This window comes from Bradyrhizobium sp. HKCCYLS2038, from assembly GCF_051167655.1.
Lineage (GTDB): Bacteria > Pseudomonadota > Alphaproteobacteria > Rhizobiales > Xanthobacteraceae > Bradyrhizobium.
Genome location: NZ_JBNPTM010000013.1, coordinates 33151 through 48160, shown reverse-complemented (window position 1 = coordinate 48160; position 15010 = coordinate 33151). Strand labels below are relative to the sequence as shown.

The 15010-nt window shown below is 66.2% G+C and carries 13 protein-coding genes and 1 pseudogene; 5 read left to right on the top strand and 9 right to left on the bottom strand.

Going from position 1 to position 15010, the window contains the following annotated elements; all coding sequences use genetic code 11:
- Positions 1-13: 13 nt before the first annotated feature.
- The 5 genes from ACQR1I_RS33780 to ACQR1I_RS33760 all read right to left on the bottom strand — a co-directional run bounded on the left by ACQR1I_RS33780 (position 14) and on the right by ACQR1I_RS33760 (position 5484).
- Positions 14-1117 (bottom strand): ABC transporter ATP-binding protein, encoded by a 1104-nt coding sequence (locus ACQR1I_RS33780; RefSeq protein WP_434869819.1) that lies wholly within the window; start codon positions 1115-1117, stop codon positions 14-16.
- Positions 1118-1123: 6 nt separating this feature from the next.
- Positions 1124-1981, bottom strand: a complete 858-nt coding sequence (locus ACQR1I_RS33775; RefSeq protein WP_434869818.1) for a carbohydrate ABC transporter permease — start codon at positions 1979-1981, stop codon at positions 1124-1126.
- Positions 1982-1992: 11 nt separating this feature from the next.
- A complete protein-coding gene (locus tag ACQR1I_RS33770; protein WP_434869949.1) occupies positions 1993-2919 on the bottom strand; it encodes a carbohydrate ABC transporter permease in 927 nt (308 codons plus the stop codon).
- A 97-nt stretch (positions 2920-3016) separates the two neighbouring features.
- Positions 3017-4456, bottom strand: a complete 1440-nt coding sequence (locus tag ACQR1I_RS33765; RefSeq protein ID WP_434869817.1) for an extracellular solute-binding protein — start codon at positions 4454-4456, stop codon at positions 3017-3019.
- Positions 4457-4494: 38 nt separating this feature from the next.
- Entirely contained in the window at positions 4495-5484 is a 990-nt protein-coding gene (locus ACQR1I_RS33760; protein ID WP_434869948.1) for a sugar-binding transcriptional regulator, read from the bottom strand.
- 179 nt (positions 5485-5663) lie between these two features.
- Between ACQR1I_RS33760 and ACQR1I_RS33755 the strand changes: the two genes are divergently transcribed.
- From ACQR1I_RS33755 to ACQR1I_RS33745, 3 genes are read left to right on the top strand one after another with little or no spacing between them, the layout of a single operon-like run.
- A complete protein-coding gene (locus ACQR1I_RS33755) occupies positions 5664-6938 on the top strand; it encodes an FGGY-family carbohydrate kinase (protein WP_434869816.1) in 1275 nt (424 codons plus the stop codon).
- Positions 6935-7804 (top strand): TIGR01459 family HAD-type hydrolase, encoded by an 870-nt coding sequence (locus ACQR1I_RS33750; protein WP_434869815.1) that lies wholly within the window; start codon positions 6935-6937, stop codon positions 7802-7804. The genes ACQR1I_RS33755 and ACQR1I_RS33750 overlap by 4 nt, the downstream gene beginning before the upstream one ends.
- Before the next feature lie 14 nt (positions 7805-7818).
- Complete coding sequence (locus ACQR1I_RS33745; RefSeq protein WP_434869814.1) at positions 7819-8844, top strand: class II aldolase/adducin family protein; 1026 nt, start codon at positions 7819-7821, stop codon at positions 8842-8844.
- 14 nt (positions 8845-8858) lie between these two features.
- Here ACQR1I_RS33745 and ACQR1I_RS33740 read toward each other — a convergent pair whose 3' ends face one another.
- The 3 genes and pseudogenes from ACQR1I_RS33740 to ACQR1I_RS33730 form a co-directional block, all read right to left on the bottom strand.
- Positions 8859-9272 (bottom strand): ester cyclase, encoded by a 414-nt coding sequence (locus ACQR1I_RS33740; RefSeq protein ID WP_434869813.1) that lies wholly within the window; start codon positions 9270-9272, stop codon positions 8859-8861.
- A gap of 277 nt (positions 9273-9549) precedes the next feature.
- Positions 9550-9813, bottom strand: coding sequence for a hypothetical protein (locus ACQR1I_RS33735; RefSeq protein ID WP_434869812.1), 264 nt, complete (start codon positions 9811-9813; stop codon positions 9550-9552).
- Positions 9719-10264, bottom strand: a pseudogene (locus ACQR1I_RS33730) (CoA transferase); the annotation flags it as partial. The gene ACQR1I_RS33735 and the pseudogene ACQR1I_RS33730, both read right to left, overlap by 95 nt.
- Before the next feature lie 464 nt (positions 10265-10728).
- Between ACQR1I_RS33730 and ACQR1I_RS33725 the strand changes: the two are divergent.
- Positions 10729-11712 carry a LysR family transcriptional regulator gene (locus tag ACQR1I_RS33725; RefSeq protein ID WP_434869811.1) on the top strand — a complete coding sequence of 328 codons (984 nt, stop codon included), beginning with the start codon at positions 10729-10731 and terminating at the stop codon, positions 11710-11712.
- 733 nt (positions 11713-12445) lie between these two features.
- Here the strand turns inward: ACQR1I_RS33725 and ACQR1I_RS33720 are convergent.
- On the bottom strand, positions 12446-12607 hold the full coding sequence (locus tag ACQR1I_RS33720) for a hypothetical protein (protein WP_434869810.1): 162 nt from the start codon (positions 12605-12607) through the stop codon (positions 12446-12448).
- Here ACQR1I_RS33720 and ACQR1I_RS33715 point away from each other — a divergent pair.
- On the top strand, positions 12606-14963 hold the full coding sequence (locus tag ACQR1I_RS33715) for a polysaccharide biosynthesis tyrosine autokinase (protein ID WP_434869809.1): 2358 nt from the start codon (positions 12606-12608) through the stop codon (positions 14961-14963). The genes ACQR1I_RS33720 and ACQR1I_RS33715 overlap by 2 nt on opposite strands.
- Positions 14964-15010 lie beyond the last annotated feature (47 nt).

Genomic DNA, 15010 nt, shown 5'->3' with positions numbered 1-15010 from the left:
CCATGTCAGATCCTCACGCCGCCTGCCGCCGCGGCGAGAGCCCGATGCGGTCTCCCGTGGCATGATCGAACAACAGCGCCGTTTCAGGCGCGAACCGGACGAACACCTCATCGTCGGCGCCAGCGTCCAAGGCCTCGGGCGCCAGCGCAGCCAGCCATTCGGAGCCGTCGGCAAAGCGTAGCAGCACGACGGCCCGCTCATGCAACGGCGTGATCGCGACGATGCGCGCCGGAATCGCGCCCTCGCCGCCCTGACGTGTCACGACGACATCGTCGGGACGCACGCCGAGCCAGCAGCGCTGGCGTGCCTCGAGGGCTTGTTGGTCGGCATCGAGCCGAATGTGCGTCCCGGCCACGGTCGCGATCAGCCGGCCCTGCTCGGCCACCGGGGCGACCTCCGAGAGATTGATGCTGGGATCCCCGAACAGCCGCGCCACCGCGACCGACGCCGGCCGCGCATAGATGTCCTCCGGGCGCGCCACCTGCACCAGCCGACCATTGATCAGCACGGCGATACGATCGGAAATCGCCATCGCTTCGCGATAGTCCTGTGTCACATAGAGTACCGCCGCCGAGCTCCGGCGCAACAGGCTCGGCAGTTCCAGCCGCATCTCATAGCGCAGCTTGGCATCGACGTTGCGCAGGGGATCGTCGAGCAGCAGCACCTCGGGATTGCCGATCAGCGCCCGCGCCAGCGCCGTCCGCTGCTTCTGGCCATTGGACAATTCGCGCGGCCGGTGACCGAGCACGTGCTCGATCTTCAAGAGCCGGCTCATCGCCGTCACTTTCGTGGCGATGTCGGCCGCGCCGCTCGCGCGCAGGCCGCTCGCGATGTTGTCGCGCGCGCTCATGTGCGGGAACAGCGCAAAGTTCTGGAACGCCATGCCGATGCCGCGCTGCTCGGGCGGCGCATCGACGATCGAGCGGCCACCGACCAGGATGTCCCCCGCATCAGGCTCGAACATGCCGGCGATCATGCGCAGCAGAACGGTCTTGCCGCTGCCGGACGGACCGAACACGGCGACGATCTCGCCGGGCTCGACCGTCAGCGACACGCCCTTGGCGCAGCTGACGGCGCCAAAGCTCTTGTCGACGGATTTCAGCTCGAGACGCGCCATGTGTCCTCAACCCTTGACCGCACCAAGAGACAGGCCTTCGACCAGATAGCGCTGCGCATACAGCGCGAGCAGCAGGGTCGGTGTCACCGACAGCACGATCGCGGCCGCGATCTGCCCGTATTGGATGCCCGAGGCAGTCACGAAGGCCAGCGCGCCGACCGTGACCGGCTGCTTGTCGGCGGACGCCAGAATCAGCGCGAAGACGAAATTGTTCCAGCAGAAGATGAAGGACAACAGCCCCGCCGCGGCGATGCCCGGCCCCGCCAGCGGAACGGCGATGCGCGTGAACGCCTCACGCCAGGAGTGCCCCGCCAGCCGGTAGGCATGCTCGATGTCGGGGCTGATGTCCTCGAAATAGCCGCGCACGATCCACAGGATCAGCGGCAGCGCGATCAGCTGGTAGACCCAGACGATGCCGAAATAGGTGTCGTTGAGGCCGAGCTGCTGATAGTAGAGCGACAGCGGCAGCAGCACCAGCAGCGGCGGCGCAAAGCGGAACGACAGCAGCGTGAAGGCGATGGTCTCGCCGAGGCGGAACTTGAAGCGCGCGAACGCATAGGCCGCGGGAACGCCGAGCAGCAGCGCCAGGATCACCGAGGCGCTCGACAGCACGAAGCTGTTCATGAGGTTGCGCATGAAGGTGAGCTGCAGATTGCCGGCAGCGGTCTTGAGCTGCCCCGAGATCAGCGCCTCGTAATTCGCCAGCGTCGGTTCGAACAGGAGGCGCGGCGGAATGCGCAGGATCTGCTCGTTGGTCTGGAACGACATCAAGAGGATCCAGACGATCGGGAACATGAAGAACACGAGTACCAGCGACAGCGCGATGCCGCGGAAGATGCGTCCGGCGAGACTGGAGTGATCCATGACCTCGCTCCTCAGGCGTGACCGTGGGCGCGTGCGCGCAGCCGCAGCCAGTTCTTGATAAAGATGTTCGACAGGATGTTGGTGATCAGCCACAGGATCATCAGCAGTGCCGCCGAGCGTCCGACATTGGTGTACTGGAAGAACTCCAGATAGGCCTGGACCTGGAACACCATCAGCCGGTCGCCAGGCCCGCCTTGCGTCATCGCATAGACGATGTCGAACTGCTGGATGGAGTCGAGCAGCCGGAACAACGACGCGGTGATGATGTATGGCGCGAGCATCGGCAAGGTGATGCGGAAGAACACGAAGCTCGCCGGCACGCCGTCGAGCGCCGCCGCCTCGAACGGCTGCCGCGGCAGCGAGCGCAGGCCTGCCAACAGGAGGATCATGATGAAGGGCGTGTAGACCCAGACGTCGACCAGGACGACGGTGAACAGCGCGGTCGATGGATCGGAGGCCCATTTGAAATCATGCACGCCGAACAAGCCGACCAGATAGGACAGGATGCCGAAGCTCGGATTGGTCATCAGCTTCCACATCAAGGCGGCGATCGCCGGCGCGGTCATCAGCGGCAGCAGCAGCATGATCGAGACGGCGTTGTGGAAGCGCGTCGGCCGGCGCAGCAGCAGTGCGATGCCGAGGCCGAACAGCAGCTCGGCGATGACGGTCACCGCGGTGTAGACCAGCGAAATCTTGAGCGTATTCCAGAACGCGGGATCGGACAGGAAATCGATGTAGTTATCGACGCCGATGAAGCCGCGCAGATACGGCAGGTTGAGCCGGTAGCGCTGCAGCGAATAGATCGCCGCCGTCACGAACGGCACCAGGATGGCGATGCAGACCAGTAGCGCCGGCAGGCTCAGCAGATACGGCAGCAGCCGCCCGCGCCAGCGTTTCGTGCGGCGCGGTGCCGCCTCGGTCTCGACAAGTTGGGCCATGCTCATGACAGGCGTGATCGCATCGACGCGGGATGGCGCCGGTCCGGACGCTTGTGGGGAGCGTCCGGACCGACAGGTGGTCATGGAAGATGCGGGCTCAGCCGAGGCCGGCCTGCTTCAGCTGACGGTTGATGCTCTCGGCAAGCTTGTCGAGGCCCTCATCGACGCTGATCTCCTTGGCCACCATCTTCTGCAGCGACGCCGCCCACTCGGTGGTGAGATCGAAGAACAGCGGCTGCGCGGTGAAGTAGATCTTGGCACCGGGCGCCGAGAGGTCATGCTGCTCGAGATATCCCGGATAGGATTTTGCGATACGGTCGCGGAATTCGCTGTCCTTCCACACCGAGGTGCGGACCGGATTGACGAAGTCCATCTTGCGGGCGCCGAACAAATCGTGCTCGACCGAAGCCGCCCATTGCATGAACAGCCATGCCGCGTCCTTCTGCTTGGAGAAGCTCGACATCGCCAGCGACCAGATCCAGACGTTCGGCGTCGGCGCCTTGGCGGCCGGATTGGCCGCGAACGGGGCGTAGCCGAGATTGCCGCGCTCCTTGTTCTCGCCGCCGTTCATGAAGTAGCCGAGAATGTCGGCGTCGAAGATCATGCCGGAGGCGCCGGCGCCGAGATCGGTGCCGACCTGGTACCAGGTGTAAGTCGACCAGTTCTTCGGACCCGAGCCCTGGATCATCTTGACCCACTTCTCGTGGAAGTCCTTCGAGGCCTTGGTGTTCATCGCGGCCTTGAGCTTGCCGCCCTCCATCACGAAGTCCTTCTGGCCGAAGTTCGAATAGGCCGAGAGGAAGCCGGGATGGATGGTCGCCCAGGAGCGCGAGCCGCGCACGCCGACGCCATAGGGGCCGCCGGCGTCCTTGGTGATCTTGGCCGCGACCTCCAGCATCTCGTCGAGGTTGGTGGGCGGCTTGACGCCGACCTTGCTGAAGATGTTGCGGTTATAGGTGATGTTGTTGAGCTCGTAGCCCCACGGAATGCACCACTGCTTGGCCTTGCCGGAGCCGAGCTCGGAGCCGGCGACGCCATCCCAGGCGGTCGAGGAGCGCAAGCCCGGCAGCACGTCGTCCCAGGCGAAGGCCGGATTGGTCTTGCCGGGATCCTTGATGTAGGTGTTGAGGTCCTCGATCCAGCCGGCCGGGCCGTAGGTCCAGGTCATGTAGGCGCCGGTCATGAAGGCGTCGTACTGATCTGACTTGGACGACAGAGCCGCCGTCACCTTGTCGAAATAGACGTCCTCGGGGAAGATGTCGTAGGTGACGTTCATGCCGGTCAGGCTCTTGAACGCCTCGATGTCGCCGATCATCGCGTCGACGTAAGGATGCTTGTTCAGGAGCAGCTTGACGGTCTTGCCGCTCTGGGCCTTCCAGTTGAAATCGGCGGCCATGGCGTTCGACATCGCGGACGCGAAGGCGGCATTGGCGGCGACGCCGGCGATGCCGAGCTTGGCGGCGCCGTCGAGCAGATCACGCCGGCTGATGCGCTTGCCGGCATAGGACGCAAACAGATTCTTCTCACGATCGTGCATTTCAACCCTCCCTTTGTTTTTGTAGAGACTTGAGCGCGTTACCTGCCCTTCCGACTTTTGTTTTTGGATTGACCGGATGTTGTCTCCGGCTTGTCGGTAGAAAGTGCCTGAGCGGTCGCTTCATCGATGATGAGACCGTTCAGGAAGCCGCTGCGCAGCACCGCGCGCAGGGCCGTGATCTTCGCCCCGCCGCCGCCGATGGCGACGATGCGGTGTTTTTTCAAATCGCTCGCAGCCATCGAGGTGGCGCGCGCGGAGAGATCGAGATCGAGCAGTTCGCCCTGGGCATTGAAGAAATGCCCGAGCAGGTCGGCGCAGGCGCCGGCGCGCTTCAGCTCGACGACCTCGTCGGGCTTGATCATGCCGCTCGACACCAGGAATCCGTCGGCGTGGATCTGGCCGATACCGACGAACAGCAGCGAGGCCTGCTGCGCCAGCGCGAACACGTCCGCGATGCCGAACTGCTGCATCAGCACGCGGCGGTCGGCGACGGAATTGGCGAACACGGGAACGGGCAACAGATACGCCTCGGCACCGGTGCGCTCGGCGAGACGATGGATGACGTCGAACGGATTGGCGGCGAACTTCCGCGTCAGGCCGCCGAGCAGCGACACGAACTGCACGTCGCGCGCCGGCGTCTGCGGCAGTTGCGCGACGACCGCGGCGAGCGTGCGGCCGTGGCCGACGCCGATGATCTTGTCGTCGCCGCGCTCCAGCACCTGGCGCAGGAAGCTCGCGCCCTCCAGCGCCAAGGCCTTCAGCGGCAGGTCGCCCTCGCCGAGATCCGGCGCGACGCGGCAGAAATCGAGGCCGTAGCGATCAGCCAGCGCATTCTCCAGCGCGACGCATTCGGCGACGGGGCCCTCCACGAAGACGCGGATCATGCCCTCGCGGCTGGCGCGGGCGATCAGGCGATGCGCCTTGGTGCTCTGGATGTTGAGGCGGTCGGCCACTTCCGACTGCGTCAGCCCGGCCGCGAAATACAGCCACGCCGCGCGCGTCGCCAGCGAGGCCTCGCCGTCCACCATGGGCGCCCTGTCGGAAGCTGTCGTCACGCGCGATTGCCTGCTTGCAAAATTCTTCACACCTTGCAAAAAATTGCAGACGCCGATCCGGCCGTCAATCCCGAAAACGTGCTGCAGCGCATCAGGCGTGACGGATTGAACGAGCCGGGTCATGCTCGCGAGCGGACAACGAGTGAGGTCGCATGGCGGAGTTGTTTGTCGGCATCGACGTGGGCACCAGCGGCGTGCGCGCCTGCGCCGTCGATCACAGCGGCGCGATCCAGGGCGCAGCCGCGGTTCCACTCGCGTCGCCGCACCAGGATGGCGCGGCAATCGAGCAGGATCCGGAACTGTGGTGGCAGGCGACGGTCGCGGCGATCGACCGGCTCGGCAGAAGCGTCGATCTGCAAACCGTGGCGCGCATCGCGGTCGACGGCACCTCCGGCACGCTGCTGCTGATCGATGCGGACGGACGGCCCCGCTCGCGCGGGCTGATGTACAACGACGCGCGCGCGGCCGATGAGGCCCGGCGCATCGCCGCCATCGCGCCGGCCGAGAGCGGCGCACATGGCGCCAGCAGCGCGCTTGCCAAGCTGCTGCACCTGCTCGCCGCAACCGGCGGCGCGCGCCATGCCGTGCATCAGGCCGACTGGATCGCCGGACGGCTCGCCGGTCGCCATGGCATCAGCGACGAGAACAACGCGCTCAAGCTCGGCTACGATCCGATCCGGCGCGAATGGCCGCGCTGGCTCGATCAGCTCGACGTGAACAGCGCCGTGCTGCCGGAGATCCTGGTTCCCGGCACGCCGTTTTCCGACATTCATCCCTCGATCGCGCGTGCGCTCGGCATTTCCGCATCGGCGTGCATCGTGGCCGGCACCACCGACGGCGTCGCAGCCTTCATCGCCACCGGCGCCGACGCGCCGGGCGATGCGGTGACGTCGCTCGGCACCACGCTGGTGGTGAAGCTGGTCGCGACCCAGCCGATCTTCGCCGCCGCTCAGGGCGTCTACTCGCACCGGCTCGGCGACAAATGGCTCGCCGGCGGCGCCTCGAATTCCGGCGGCGCGGCGCTGCTCGCGCATTTCTCCGCCGACGACATGGACCTGATGACGCCGCAGCTGCGCCCCGACGATCCGACCGGGCTCGACTACTATCCGCTGCCGAAACCAGGCGAGCGCTTCCCGATCGCCGATCCCGCGCTGGCGCCTCGCATCACGCCGCGGCCGGCCGAGGACCACCGCTTCTTCCAGGCGCTGCTCGAAGGCATCGCCGGCGTCGAGGCGCTCGCCTATCAACGTCTGCAGGCGCTCGGCGCGCCGGCGCTGCGGCGCGTGATCAGCATCGGCGGCGGCGCCAGGAACGATCGATGGACTGCGATCCGCGAACGCATCATCGGCGTCCCCGTGAGCGTCGCCGCGCAGACCGAGGCGAGCTACGGCACGGCGCTGCTGGCCTTGCAGGGGCCGCCACGATGACCGCCGCGGCCTGCGAGATCAGCGGCCTGTCCGCGATCGCCGACCGGTTCGATCACGTGCTGCTCGACCAATGGGGCACGCTGCACGATGGCCGCGCGGTGTTCCCGGCCGCCCATGATTGCGTGCTCAAGCTGCGCAAGGCCGGCAAGCACATCGTCGTGCTGTCGAACTCCGGCAAGCGCGCGAGCGCCAATGCCGAGCGGCTCGCCCGGCTCGGCCTGCCGCGCTCGACCTATGACGGCATCCTTACGTCAGGCGAAGTGACCTGGACGGGCCTGCGCGACCGCACCCGCGCGCCGTTCACCGATTGCGGCAACGCCTGTTTCCTGATCACGCGCGGCAACGACGGCTCGCTGGTCGAAGGGCTCGACCTCGCCCTCGTGACGGACACGCGCGACGCCGATTTCATCCTGCTCGGCGGCCTCGACGACGATCTCGCCGAGCCCGACCTCTGGCGCGAGCGGTTCAGGCAGGCGGCGGCGCGCCGTGTGCCGATGATCTGCGCCAATCCCGACCTGATGATGTTCGGCGCGACCGGCCTCGTGCCCGCGCCGGGCACCCTCGCCCGTGCCTATGAATGGCTCGGCGGCCCGGTGTCGTTCGTCGGCAAGCCGTATCAGCCGATCTTCGCAGCGGCGCTGGAGCAGCTCGGCGGTGTCGATCCGCATCGCGTGCTGATGATCGGCGACTCGCTCGACCACGACGTCGCCGGCGCCCGCGCGATGGGATTGCAGAGCTTGCTGCTCGCCGATGGCGTCCATCGCACGACGCTCACCGGCGCACCCGATCTGGCCGCTGCGACGCGCAAGCTCGCGGGCTCGGCCAACCGCATGCCGACCTGGACGATGCCGCAGCTCGGCTGGTGACGAGGAGACGAGAGATGCGCGAGCCCGGAGAGCTGCATGCGTTGCGCGCGATGTCGGCGCGTGTCGGCCGCAACATGCTGCTGGTGCAGGGCGCCGGCGGCAACTCCTCGCTCAAGGACGACGACGTGCTCTGGGTCAAGGCATCTGGCACCTGGCTGTCCGATGCGGACGACAAGGACATCTTCGTTCCGGTGCTGCTGCCCGCGGCCCGCGAGGCGCTGGCCCGCGATGACGAGCGCATTCCGCTGGCCGCGCCCGGCCCGTTGCGCGCCTCGATCGAAACCTCGCTGCACGCGCTGCTGCCGCACCGGATCGTGCTGCACGTCCACGCCGTCAACACCATCGTCTGGGCGGCGCGCCGCGACGCGCGCGACGAATTTGCCGCACGGCTCGCTGGCCTCTCATGGCGCTATGTCGACTACGTTCACCCGGGGCTGCCGCTGGCACGCGCCGTGAGTGCGATCGTCGCGCGCGAACACGTCGATGTTCTGATCCTCGGCAATCACGGCCTGGTCGTCGGCGCCGACAGCAGCGAGGCGGCCGAGGCGCTGGTCCACGACGTCGAGACGAGGCTCGCATTGCCCGTGCGCGCGACGCCGGCCGGCGACGAGACCGCATTGCGGCGGCTCTGCGCCGGCACCGATTATCGGCTGCCGCATGATGCCAGCTGTCACGGCCTTGCGACAGATCCGTTCAGTCGCGCGGTTGCCACCGGCGGCTCGCTGTATCCGGACCATGTCGTGTTTCTCGGACCGGGCCTGCCGACGGTCGAGGGCAGCGAGGCTCTCGCCACCATGCTGGCGCGGGCAGAGGCGAGCGGCCTGCCCGCCCCGGTCGCAGCCCTCGCGCCCGGTCTCGGCGCCATCATCCGCAACGATGCGACACCCGGCGCGGAGGCGATGCTGAGCTGTCTCGCGCTGGTGACCAGCCGGCTGCCGCTGTCGGCTGACATCACCTATCTGTCGTCCCAGCACGAGCAGATGCTGCTCAACTGGGACGCCGAACGCTACCGGCAGCAACTGACGGCGAGCCGCCAGTAGCGTCAGGCCTGCAACTACGCGGCGAGCGCGCCGAGCTGCTTCAGCATGCCGAGATTGTCGAGCTGCGCCCAGTGCTCGACCAGCACGCCGTCCTGGATCTTGAACAGATCGAGCACGGCGACGCGGATCGGCTTGCCGGTCGGCGCCATCGGTCCGAACGGACCGGTATGCGTGGCGTGGATCACCAGCCGCACCAGCACCTTGTCCTCCTCGGCGACGAGATCCAGGAGATCGAGCTTCATGTCGGGAAACGCCGGCATCAGCGCGTCATGCAGCTGCAGCACGCCATCAGGGCCGCGCACCTCGAAATCCAGTCCGGGATCGTGGCGCACGAACGTCTTGGCGACATGCTTCTCCATCCACGCCGCATCGCGCGCGAGGAAGGCCTTGAAGTAGTCCCGGCAGATCTGCTTGTTGGTCTCGGACATTGTGGTTCTCCCTTGATCTTCGTTGGTTTTGATGTGGCATTTGCTGCTGCGACAGGAGAGGCTTGTGTTCGCCTCTCGCCCCATCGTCATGGCCGGGCCTGTCCCGGCCATCCACGTCGATCGGCATCCTGGGAACGACGTGGATGCCCGGGACAAGCCCGGGCATGACGGCGTAACTAATTGACGGAAGTGTTGGTAGCCTCGGTGATATCCTTAGTATGCGATCGCTCTGCTTCAGGCGGGGCGAGGTGCACCGCCCGAGTCGCTACGTCTCGACTCACACTCCCACTAAGCTGCCACCACTTCGAACCCCAGCCGCGGGAAGTGGATGTGTCTCACCCCTGTTCGGGTCCATCTGCAGCACGCCGATCATGATGTGGACCATCGCGTCGATCACCCCCATCGCGGCGCCGGCACGCGAGATGATGCGGTCGAGATCGCCGTCGAGCAGCGATGGCTGTGGCACCTTGCGCTCCAGCCAGGTGACGATGAGCAGGCTCTCGGTCAGCGGAATGCCGGAGTCGAGCTCGAGCGTCGGCACCCGCGAGGCCGGCCAGGCCGCTCTCGGCCTGCACCAAGAGGTCATAGGCCTTCATGTCGGTATAGGCATTGCCGGCGCCGTAGCCGGAGATGTCGACGGTGATCAGGCGCGGATGCCTCTCGCGCAGCGCCGCCGAGCCGAAGCCGGCGCGCGCGGCAGCACCAGGCGCGAGGTTCTGCACGACCACGTCGGCGCGCGCGATGATCCGGTGCAGCAGCGCGGCGTCGTCGGGGTTCTTGATGTCGGCGACCAGGCTCTGCTTGCCGCGGTTGAGCCAGACGAAGTAGCTCGACAGCCCGCCGACCGAGGCATCGTAGCCGCGTGCGAAGTCGCCCTCGGCGCGCTCGATCTTGATCACCCGCGCGCCGGCATCTGCGAGACGCGAGGTGCAATACGGCGCGGCAACCGCCTGCTCGAAGGCGACGACGAGAATGTCTTTCAGGGGCTTCATGGCACGACCACCGCAACGGGGAGACGGCGAGCGGCACCGCGCGCGGGAAGGCCATGCCGCAACGCGATGCGACATAGCCCGGCCCCCCCGCTTTGTGCGGCTTGGTCCGTCTCCTCCCGGACAGGTTGTTTGTGGCGCAGACCCTGCCCCCGATCCGCTCTTGCCGTCCAATATATAATTGGTAGCCTGTTCATACCCTGGAGGTATGGGGCGGTAGCGATGCAAGCAGCAGTCCCGACGATGACGGCCCGACTCGCGCGTCAATCTCCGCTGTCGTCCCGGCGAACGCCGGGACCCATAACCACAGGGCTTTGTTGTGACGCTCGATCTCTCCCCGCGTGCCCCAAAGTTAGATCACGCGGTATGGGTCCCGGCGTTCGCCGGGACGACGTGTGGAGAGGCCTTGTGTCGCCCGCGAAGTCCTGACCTCGCGGCACGACTGACGAGTAGATAGGAGACCCCCCATGGAGCTGCGCCTGTTTCGCTACTGTGTCGCCGTTGCCGAGGAGGCAAGCTTCACGCGCGCGGCGGCGCGGCTGCGGATTGCGCAGCCGGCGCTGAGCCGGCAGATCAAGGCCGTCGAGCAGGAGATCGGCTTTGCGCTGTTCCAGCGCGGCCTGCGCGGCGTCACGCTGACGGAGGCCGGGCGCGTGCTGATCGCGAGCGCGCGCACCGTGCTGGCGGAAGCCGAGGCCGCGGTGCAGAAGGCGCGCCGCGCCGGCCGCGGCGAGCTCGGGCTGCTCCGGATCGGCTTCACCGCCTCGGCCTCGTTCAATCCGTTCGTGACCGGGGCGATCCGCGATTTCCGCACCACCTATCCGGACGTCGAGGTCGAGCTGATCGAGGAGGCCACCAGCTTCCTGCTCGAGCGCTTCGCCACCGGCCGGCTCGACGTGGCGTTTCTTCGCCCTGCCCCCGGCGAAGTCGATCATCTGCTGTCGCAGCGCGCGGTGTCCGAACCGCTGGTGGTCGCCATGCCGAGCGGTCGTCGGCAGGCCGGCCGCAAATCGGTGGCGCTGAACTCACTGGCGGACGATGCCTTCATCCTCTACCCGCGCCCGAATGGCCGCGCACTGTTCGACAGCATCGTGTCGGCGTGCCAGGCCGCGGGCTTCTCTCCGAAGATCCTTCAGGTGGCGCCGCAGCTCACATCGGTGGTCAATCTGGTGGCGACCGGCATCGGTGTGTCGATCGTGCCCAGCTCCATGGCGCAGGTGTCGACCGATGGCGTGGTCTATCGTCCCCTCACCCACGCGCCGAAGGCGGAGATCACCCTGGTCCGGCGCAACCAGCTTGAACCGCGATCGGCGGTGCTGTTCGCCGAGCTGGTGCGGGCGCGGGCGTCGAAGCATGCGGCGACGTCGCCGGACCGGCCGGCGACGCCATCACCGCCCCTGCAGAAGCGCCGTCAGCGGCGGGACACAGCGTCGGCTCGCCGTCGCAACTGAGCGCATCGCAGAATTGAACATCCCGGCGACGCACAGCCGCCGTAGCTGGCCGTCGGGCGACTCAGCCGGTTGCGCCCGCGGCCACCGGCACGCGGCAGCTTCCAAGGCCCGCCCGATCGAGCCTAAACGGCTCGCACCGAAAAGCTCATTTCAGCTGTGGTCCCAACCACATCACCTCTGTCCAGTCCTCTCGCGCAAAATATTTCACTTTCCAATTTTCCGAAATCATGATTGTCTGTGCCCGTCCCGCCTCGGCACGAGGGGCGTTTCGCGATCGTCACGACACGCGGGGTGGGACGCGGTGGGCGCGTCGGAGCGCAGCATGGTGATCATGCGGACGAACGTCTCCGATGCGCCGGCGAAATCGTAGGGTCCTGGCCTCCCGGTGCTGAGGCCAAGCGGATGGCGACGATGATCCGTCCGTGACGGGGGCAAGACAGCCGGTCCCCGGGGAGAGAACGTATAAGCCGTCAAACCATCGCGCGGGGAATGCCGGGATGTCTCGGCTGAACCTGTGGTTCCTGCCGCCTGCATTTTTTTCGCAGGCGGGCCATGGGTGCGGCCAGCGCCCGGCATTCCCTGCGCCCTCGGCTCTTTCGAGGGCGAGACCACCGGCACAGCTCGGACGCATCGGCGCCGCGAGGCCGCAGCATCACGCTGCTCGCCCGGACGACGTGCCTGCCGTCGGCGTCGTTCGACGACCGCTCCCAGCATGCGCCTCTGCCGATGTCGTTTAATTTTTTAAACTCGCTTGCCGGGCGACATTATATTTATTATAAATTAAATCAAGCGGCACCCCAGATCGTTTAATGACGCGAAAAAATAAATCATTGTTCAGGCAGGCATCCGGACGGCCCCGGCGTCCGAAGCGCAACTCATGAAGCTTCAAAAACATGCTGCATAACCCTAACGCAAGCACGGCTGCCTATAATCCTCAACAGGACCAGGGCTGGGAGCGCAACAGGGCAGGCGCGCTCGATATGGCGCTCGGATTCCTGCGCCGGCGTTACCGGCTGATTGCAGCCACCGCTGCGGTGTCGCTCTTGGCCAGCATTGCCGTCGTCAAGATCCTCCCGCCGACCTATTCGGCTGATGTCAAGATCATGATCGGCAGTGCCAAGCCTCCGGCGGTTCAGCCACAACCAGCCCAGGACGATCCGCCGCTCGACATGGAATCGCAGATCGAAATCCTGAAGTCCAAATCGATTGCGGCGGCGGTCATCACCAAGCTCAACCTGGCTGAGGATCCCGATTTCAACGGCAAGGCCAGCCCGCTGCACGGCCCGGTCACCGCGATCCGCGCGCTGCTGGGCGCCGCTCCGGAGCCGACGACGCCGTCGATGGATGATCTGCTCGAAGAATTCCAGCGGCGCATGAACACCTTCAGGATCGGCACCAGCACCGTCGTCGAGGTCGATTTCACCGCCAGCGATCCGCAGCGGGCGGCCGTGATCGCCAATGCGATCGTCAAGGAGTATTTCGATCAGCAGCTGAAGGCGGAAGCCAACGAGCAGCGCACGTTGACGGCCTGGCTGCATGAGCGCCTGCAGGAACTGGGGAATGACGCAACCGCGGCCGAGCGCTCGGTGAACGAGCTGAAGAACCGCCACAACATCATTTCGGCCGACGGCAGGTTCATGGACCAGCAGCAGGTCACGGAGCTGACCAACCGCCTGATCGCGGCCCGTACCCATACGGCCTCGCTGATGACTCGTCTGAACCGATTTGACGACATGCTCGCCGCGGGACATTCGAATGGGCCGCTCGACAGCGTCGCGGCCGTCTCGGACTTTTCCCCGGCAGAACTCAGCGGCAACCTCAACCCGCCGGACGGGCTGTCCCTGAGCAACTCCAACGGCACCCAGATCATCAACGGCCTGCGCCAGCAGTATCTCGATATTGCCAAGCGGGAGTACGAATACGCCGCCAAATACGGCAATGACCACTTGGCGGTCATCAATATCCGCGCCACGATGAAGAGCATTCGCCAGGCGATGCTGGAGGAGGTTCGCCGTCTCGCCGATGTCGCCAAGCACGATTACGAGGAGGCCAGGCGGCAGCAGCAGGAGATCGAAAGCCAGCTGGCTGATGCTGTGGCGCGGTCGCAGGACACGCGGGCTGCCGAGCTCAGCATCAAGGAGCTGGAGACCAGCGCCAAGAGCTATCGCGCGTTGTATGACAGTTTTCTGCAGCGCTACATGGGCTCGGTACAGCAGGGCTCGTTCCCGATCACCAAGGCGCGGGTCATCTCTGCGGCCACGCCGCCCAAGAAGAAGAGCAAGCCGAAATCCATGGCGCTGCTGGCGATCGGTCTGTTCGGCGGCCTGGCGTTCGGCGGCGGCCTGGGACTGCTTCGCGACATGAGGGACCGCAGCTTCCGCACCACGGCGCAACTCGAGGACCGCCTGCGCCTGCCCTGCCTCTCGGTCGTGCCCCTGTTGAACCAGGGCGAGGTGATCAAGGTCACCCAAAAGGCAGCCGTCGGTAGTGCGCCGGCAGAGACGGCTTGCAGCGAGCGCACGGTGACGAGACGTCCCGGCACGTGCTGGGCTGCGTCGGCGATGCCCTCCTCCCGTTTTGCCGAATCGATCCGGTCCCTCAAGGTCGCGATCGAGCAGGATCCCAGCCGAACCTCGCGCAAGGTCTTCGGGCTGACATCCGCGTTGCCCAACGAGGGCAAGTCCCTCATCGCCGCCTCGCTGGCCCAGCTCATGGCGAGGTCCGGGAAGCGGGTCATCGTGGTGGATTGCGATCTCAGGAATCCGTCGCTCTCCGCGACGCTCGCTCCGGAGGCCCGCACCGGCATTGCCGACATCGTCCTGGGCGCACGAAGCCTTGAAGAAACGGTCTGGACCGATGCCGTCACCGACCTGCATTTCCTGCCCGGGAAGGGCGTTGCCGCGCGCGACACCAGCGACATTCTCGCCCACGAGCAGATGCGAAAGCTGCTCGACCGGCTGCGCGACACCTACGACTACGTCATCGTCGATCTTCCGCCGCTGGCGCCGGTCGCCGATGCGCGCGCGATCTCGGCGCTGCTCGACAGCTTCCTCCTGGTGGTCGAATGGGGACGGACGCCGGCAGAGGTGATCGAGCACGCGCTCAATACCGCGCCGAACGTCTATGATGCGCTGCTCGGCGTCGTGCTCAACAAGACCGACATGAAGGCGCTGAAGCGCTACGGCACGCATTTCGGCGACTACTACAACCACGAGCACTATGCCCGCTACGGACAGGTGATGGCCGAGTAGCAGCCGTGCGCGATCCGCTCGCCGCAGACGACAAGCTCCGCAATCGG

Bases quoted from the DNA above. Each gene is read 5' to 3' on its own strand.
- ACQR1I_RS33780 (WP_434869819.1), bottom strand. From the start codon at position 1,117: ATGGCGCGTCTCGAGCTGAAATCCGTCGACAAGAGCTTTGGCGCCGTC.
- ACQR1I_RS33775 (WP_434869818.1), bottom strand. From the start codon at position 1,981: ATGGATCACTCCAGTCTCGCCGGACGCATCTTCCGCGGCATCGCGCTG.
- ACQR1I_RS33770 (WP_434869949.1), bottom strand. From the start codon at position 2,919: ATGGCCCAACTTGTCGAGACCGAGGCGGCACCGCGCCGCACGAAACGC.
- ACQR1I_RS33765 (WP_434869817.1), bottom strand. From the start codon at position 4,456: ATGCACGATCGTGAGAAGAATCTGTTTGCGTCCTATGCCGGCAAGCGC.
- ACQR1I_RS33760 (WP_434869948.1), bottom strand. From the start codon at position 5,484: ATGGTGGACGGCGAGGCCTCGCTGGCGACGCGCGCGGCGTGGCTGTAT.
- ACQR1I_RS33755 (WP_434869816.1), top strand. From the start codon at position 5,664: ATGGCGGAGTTGTTTGTCGGCATCGACGTGGGCACCAGCGGCGTGCGC.
- ACQR1I_RS33750 (WP_434869815.1), top strand. From the start codon at position 6,935: ATGACCGCCGCGGCCTGCGAGATCAGCGGCCTGTCCGCGATCGCCGAC.
- ACQR1I_RS33745 (WP_434869814.1), top strand. From the start codon at position 7,819: ATGCGCGAGCCCGGAGAGCTGCATGCGTTGCGCGCGATGTCGGCGCGT.
- ACQR1I_RS33740 (WP_434869813.1), bottom strand. From the start codon at position 9,272: ATGTCCGAGACCAACAAGCAGATCTGCCGGGACTACTTCAAGGCCTTC.
- ACQR1I_RS33725 (WP_434869811.1), top strand. From the start codon at position 10,729: ATGGAGCTGCGCCTGTTTCGCTACTGTGTCGCCGTTGCCGAGGAGGCA.
- ACQR1I_RS33715 (WP_434869809.1), top strand. From the start codon at position 12,606: ATGCTGCATAACCCTAACGCAAGCACGGCTGCCTATAATCCTCAACAG.
- ACQR1I_RS33720 (WP_434869810.1), bottom strand. From the start codon at position 12,607: ATGTTTTTGAAGCTTCATGAGTTGCGCTTCGGACGCCGGGGCCGTCCG.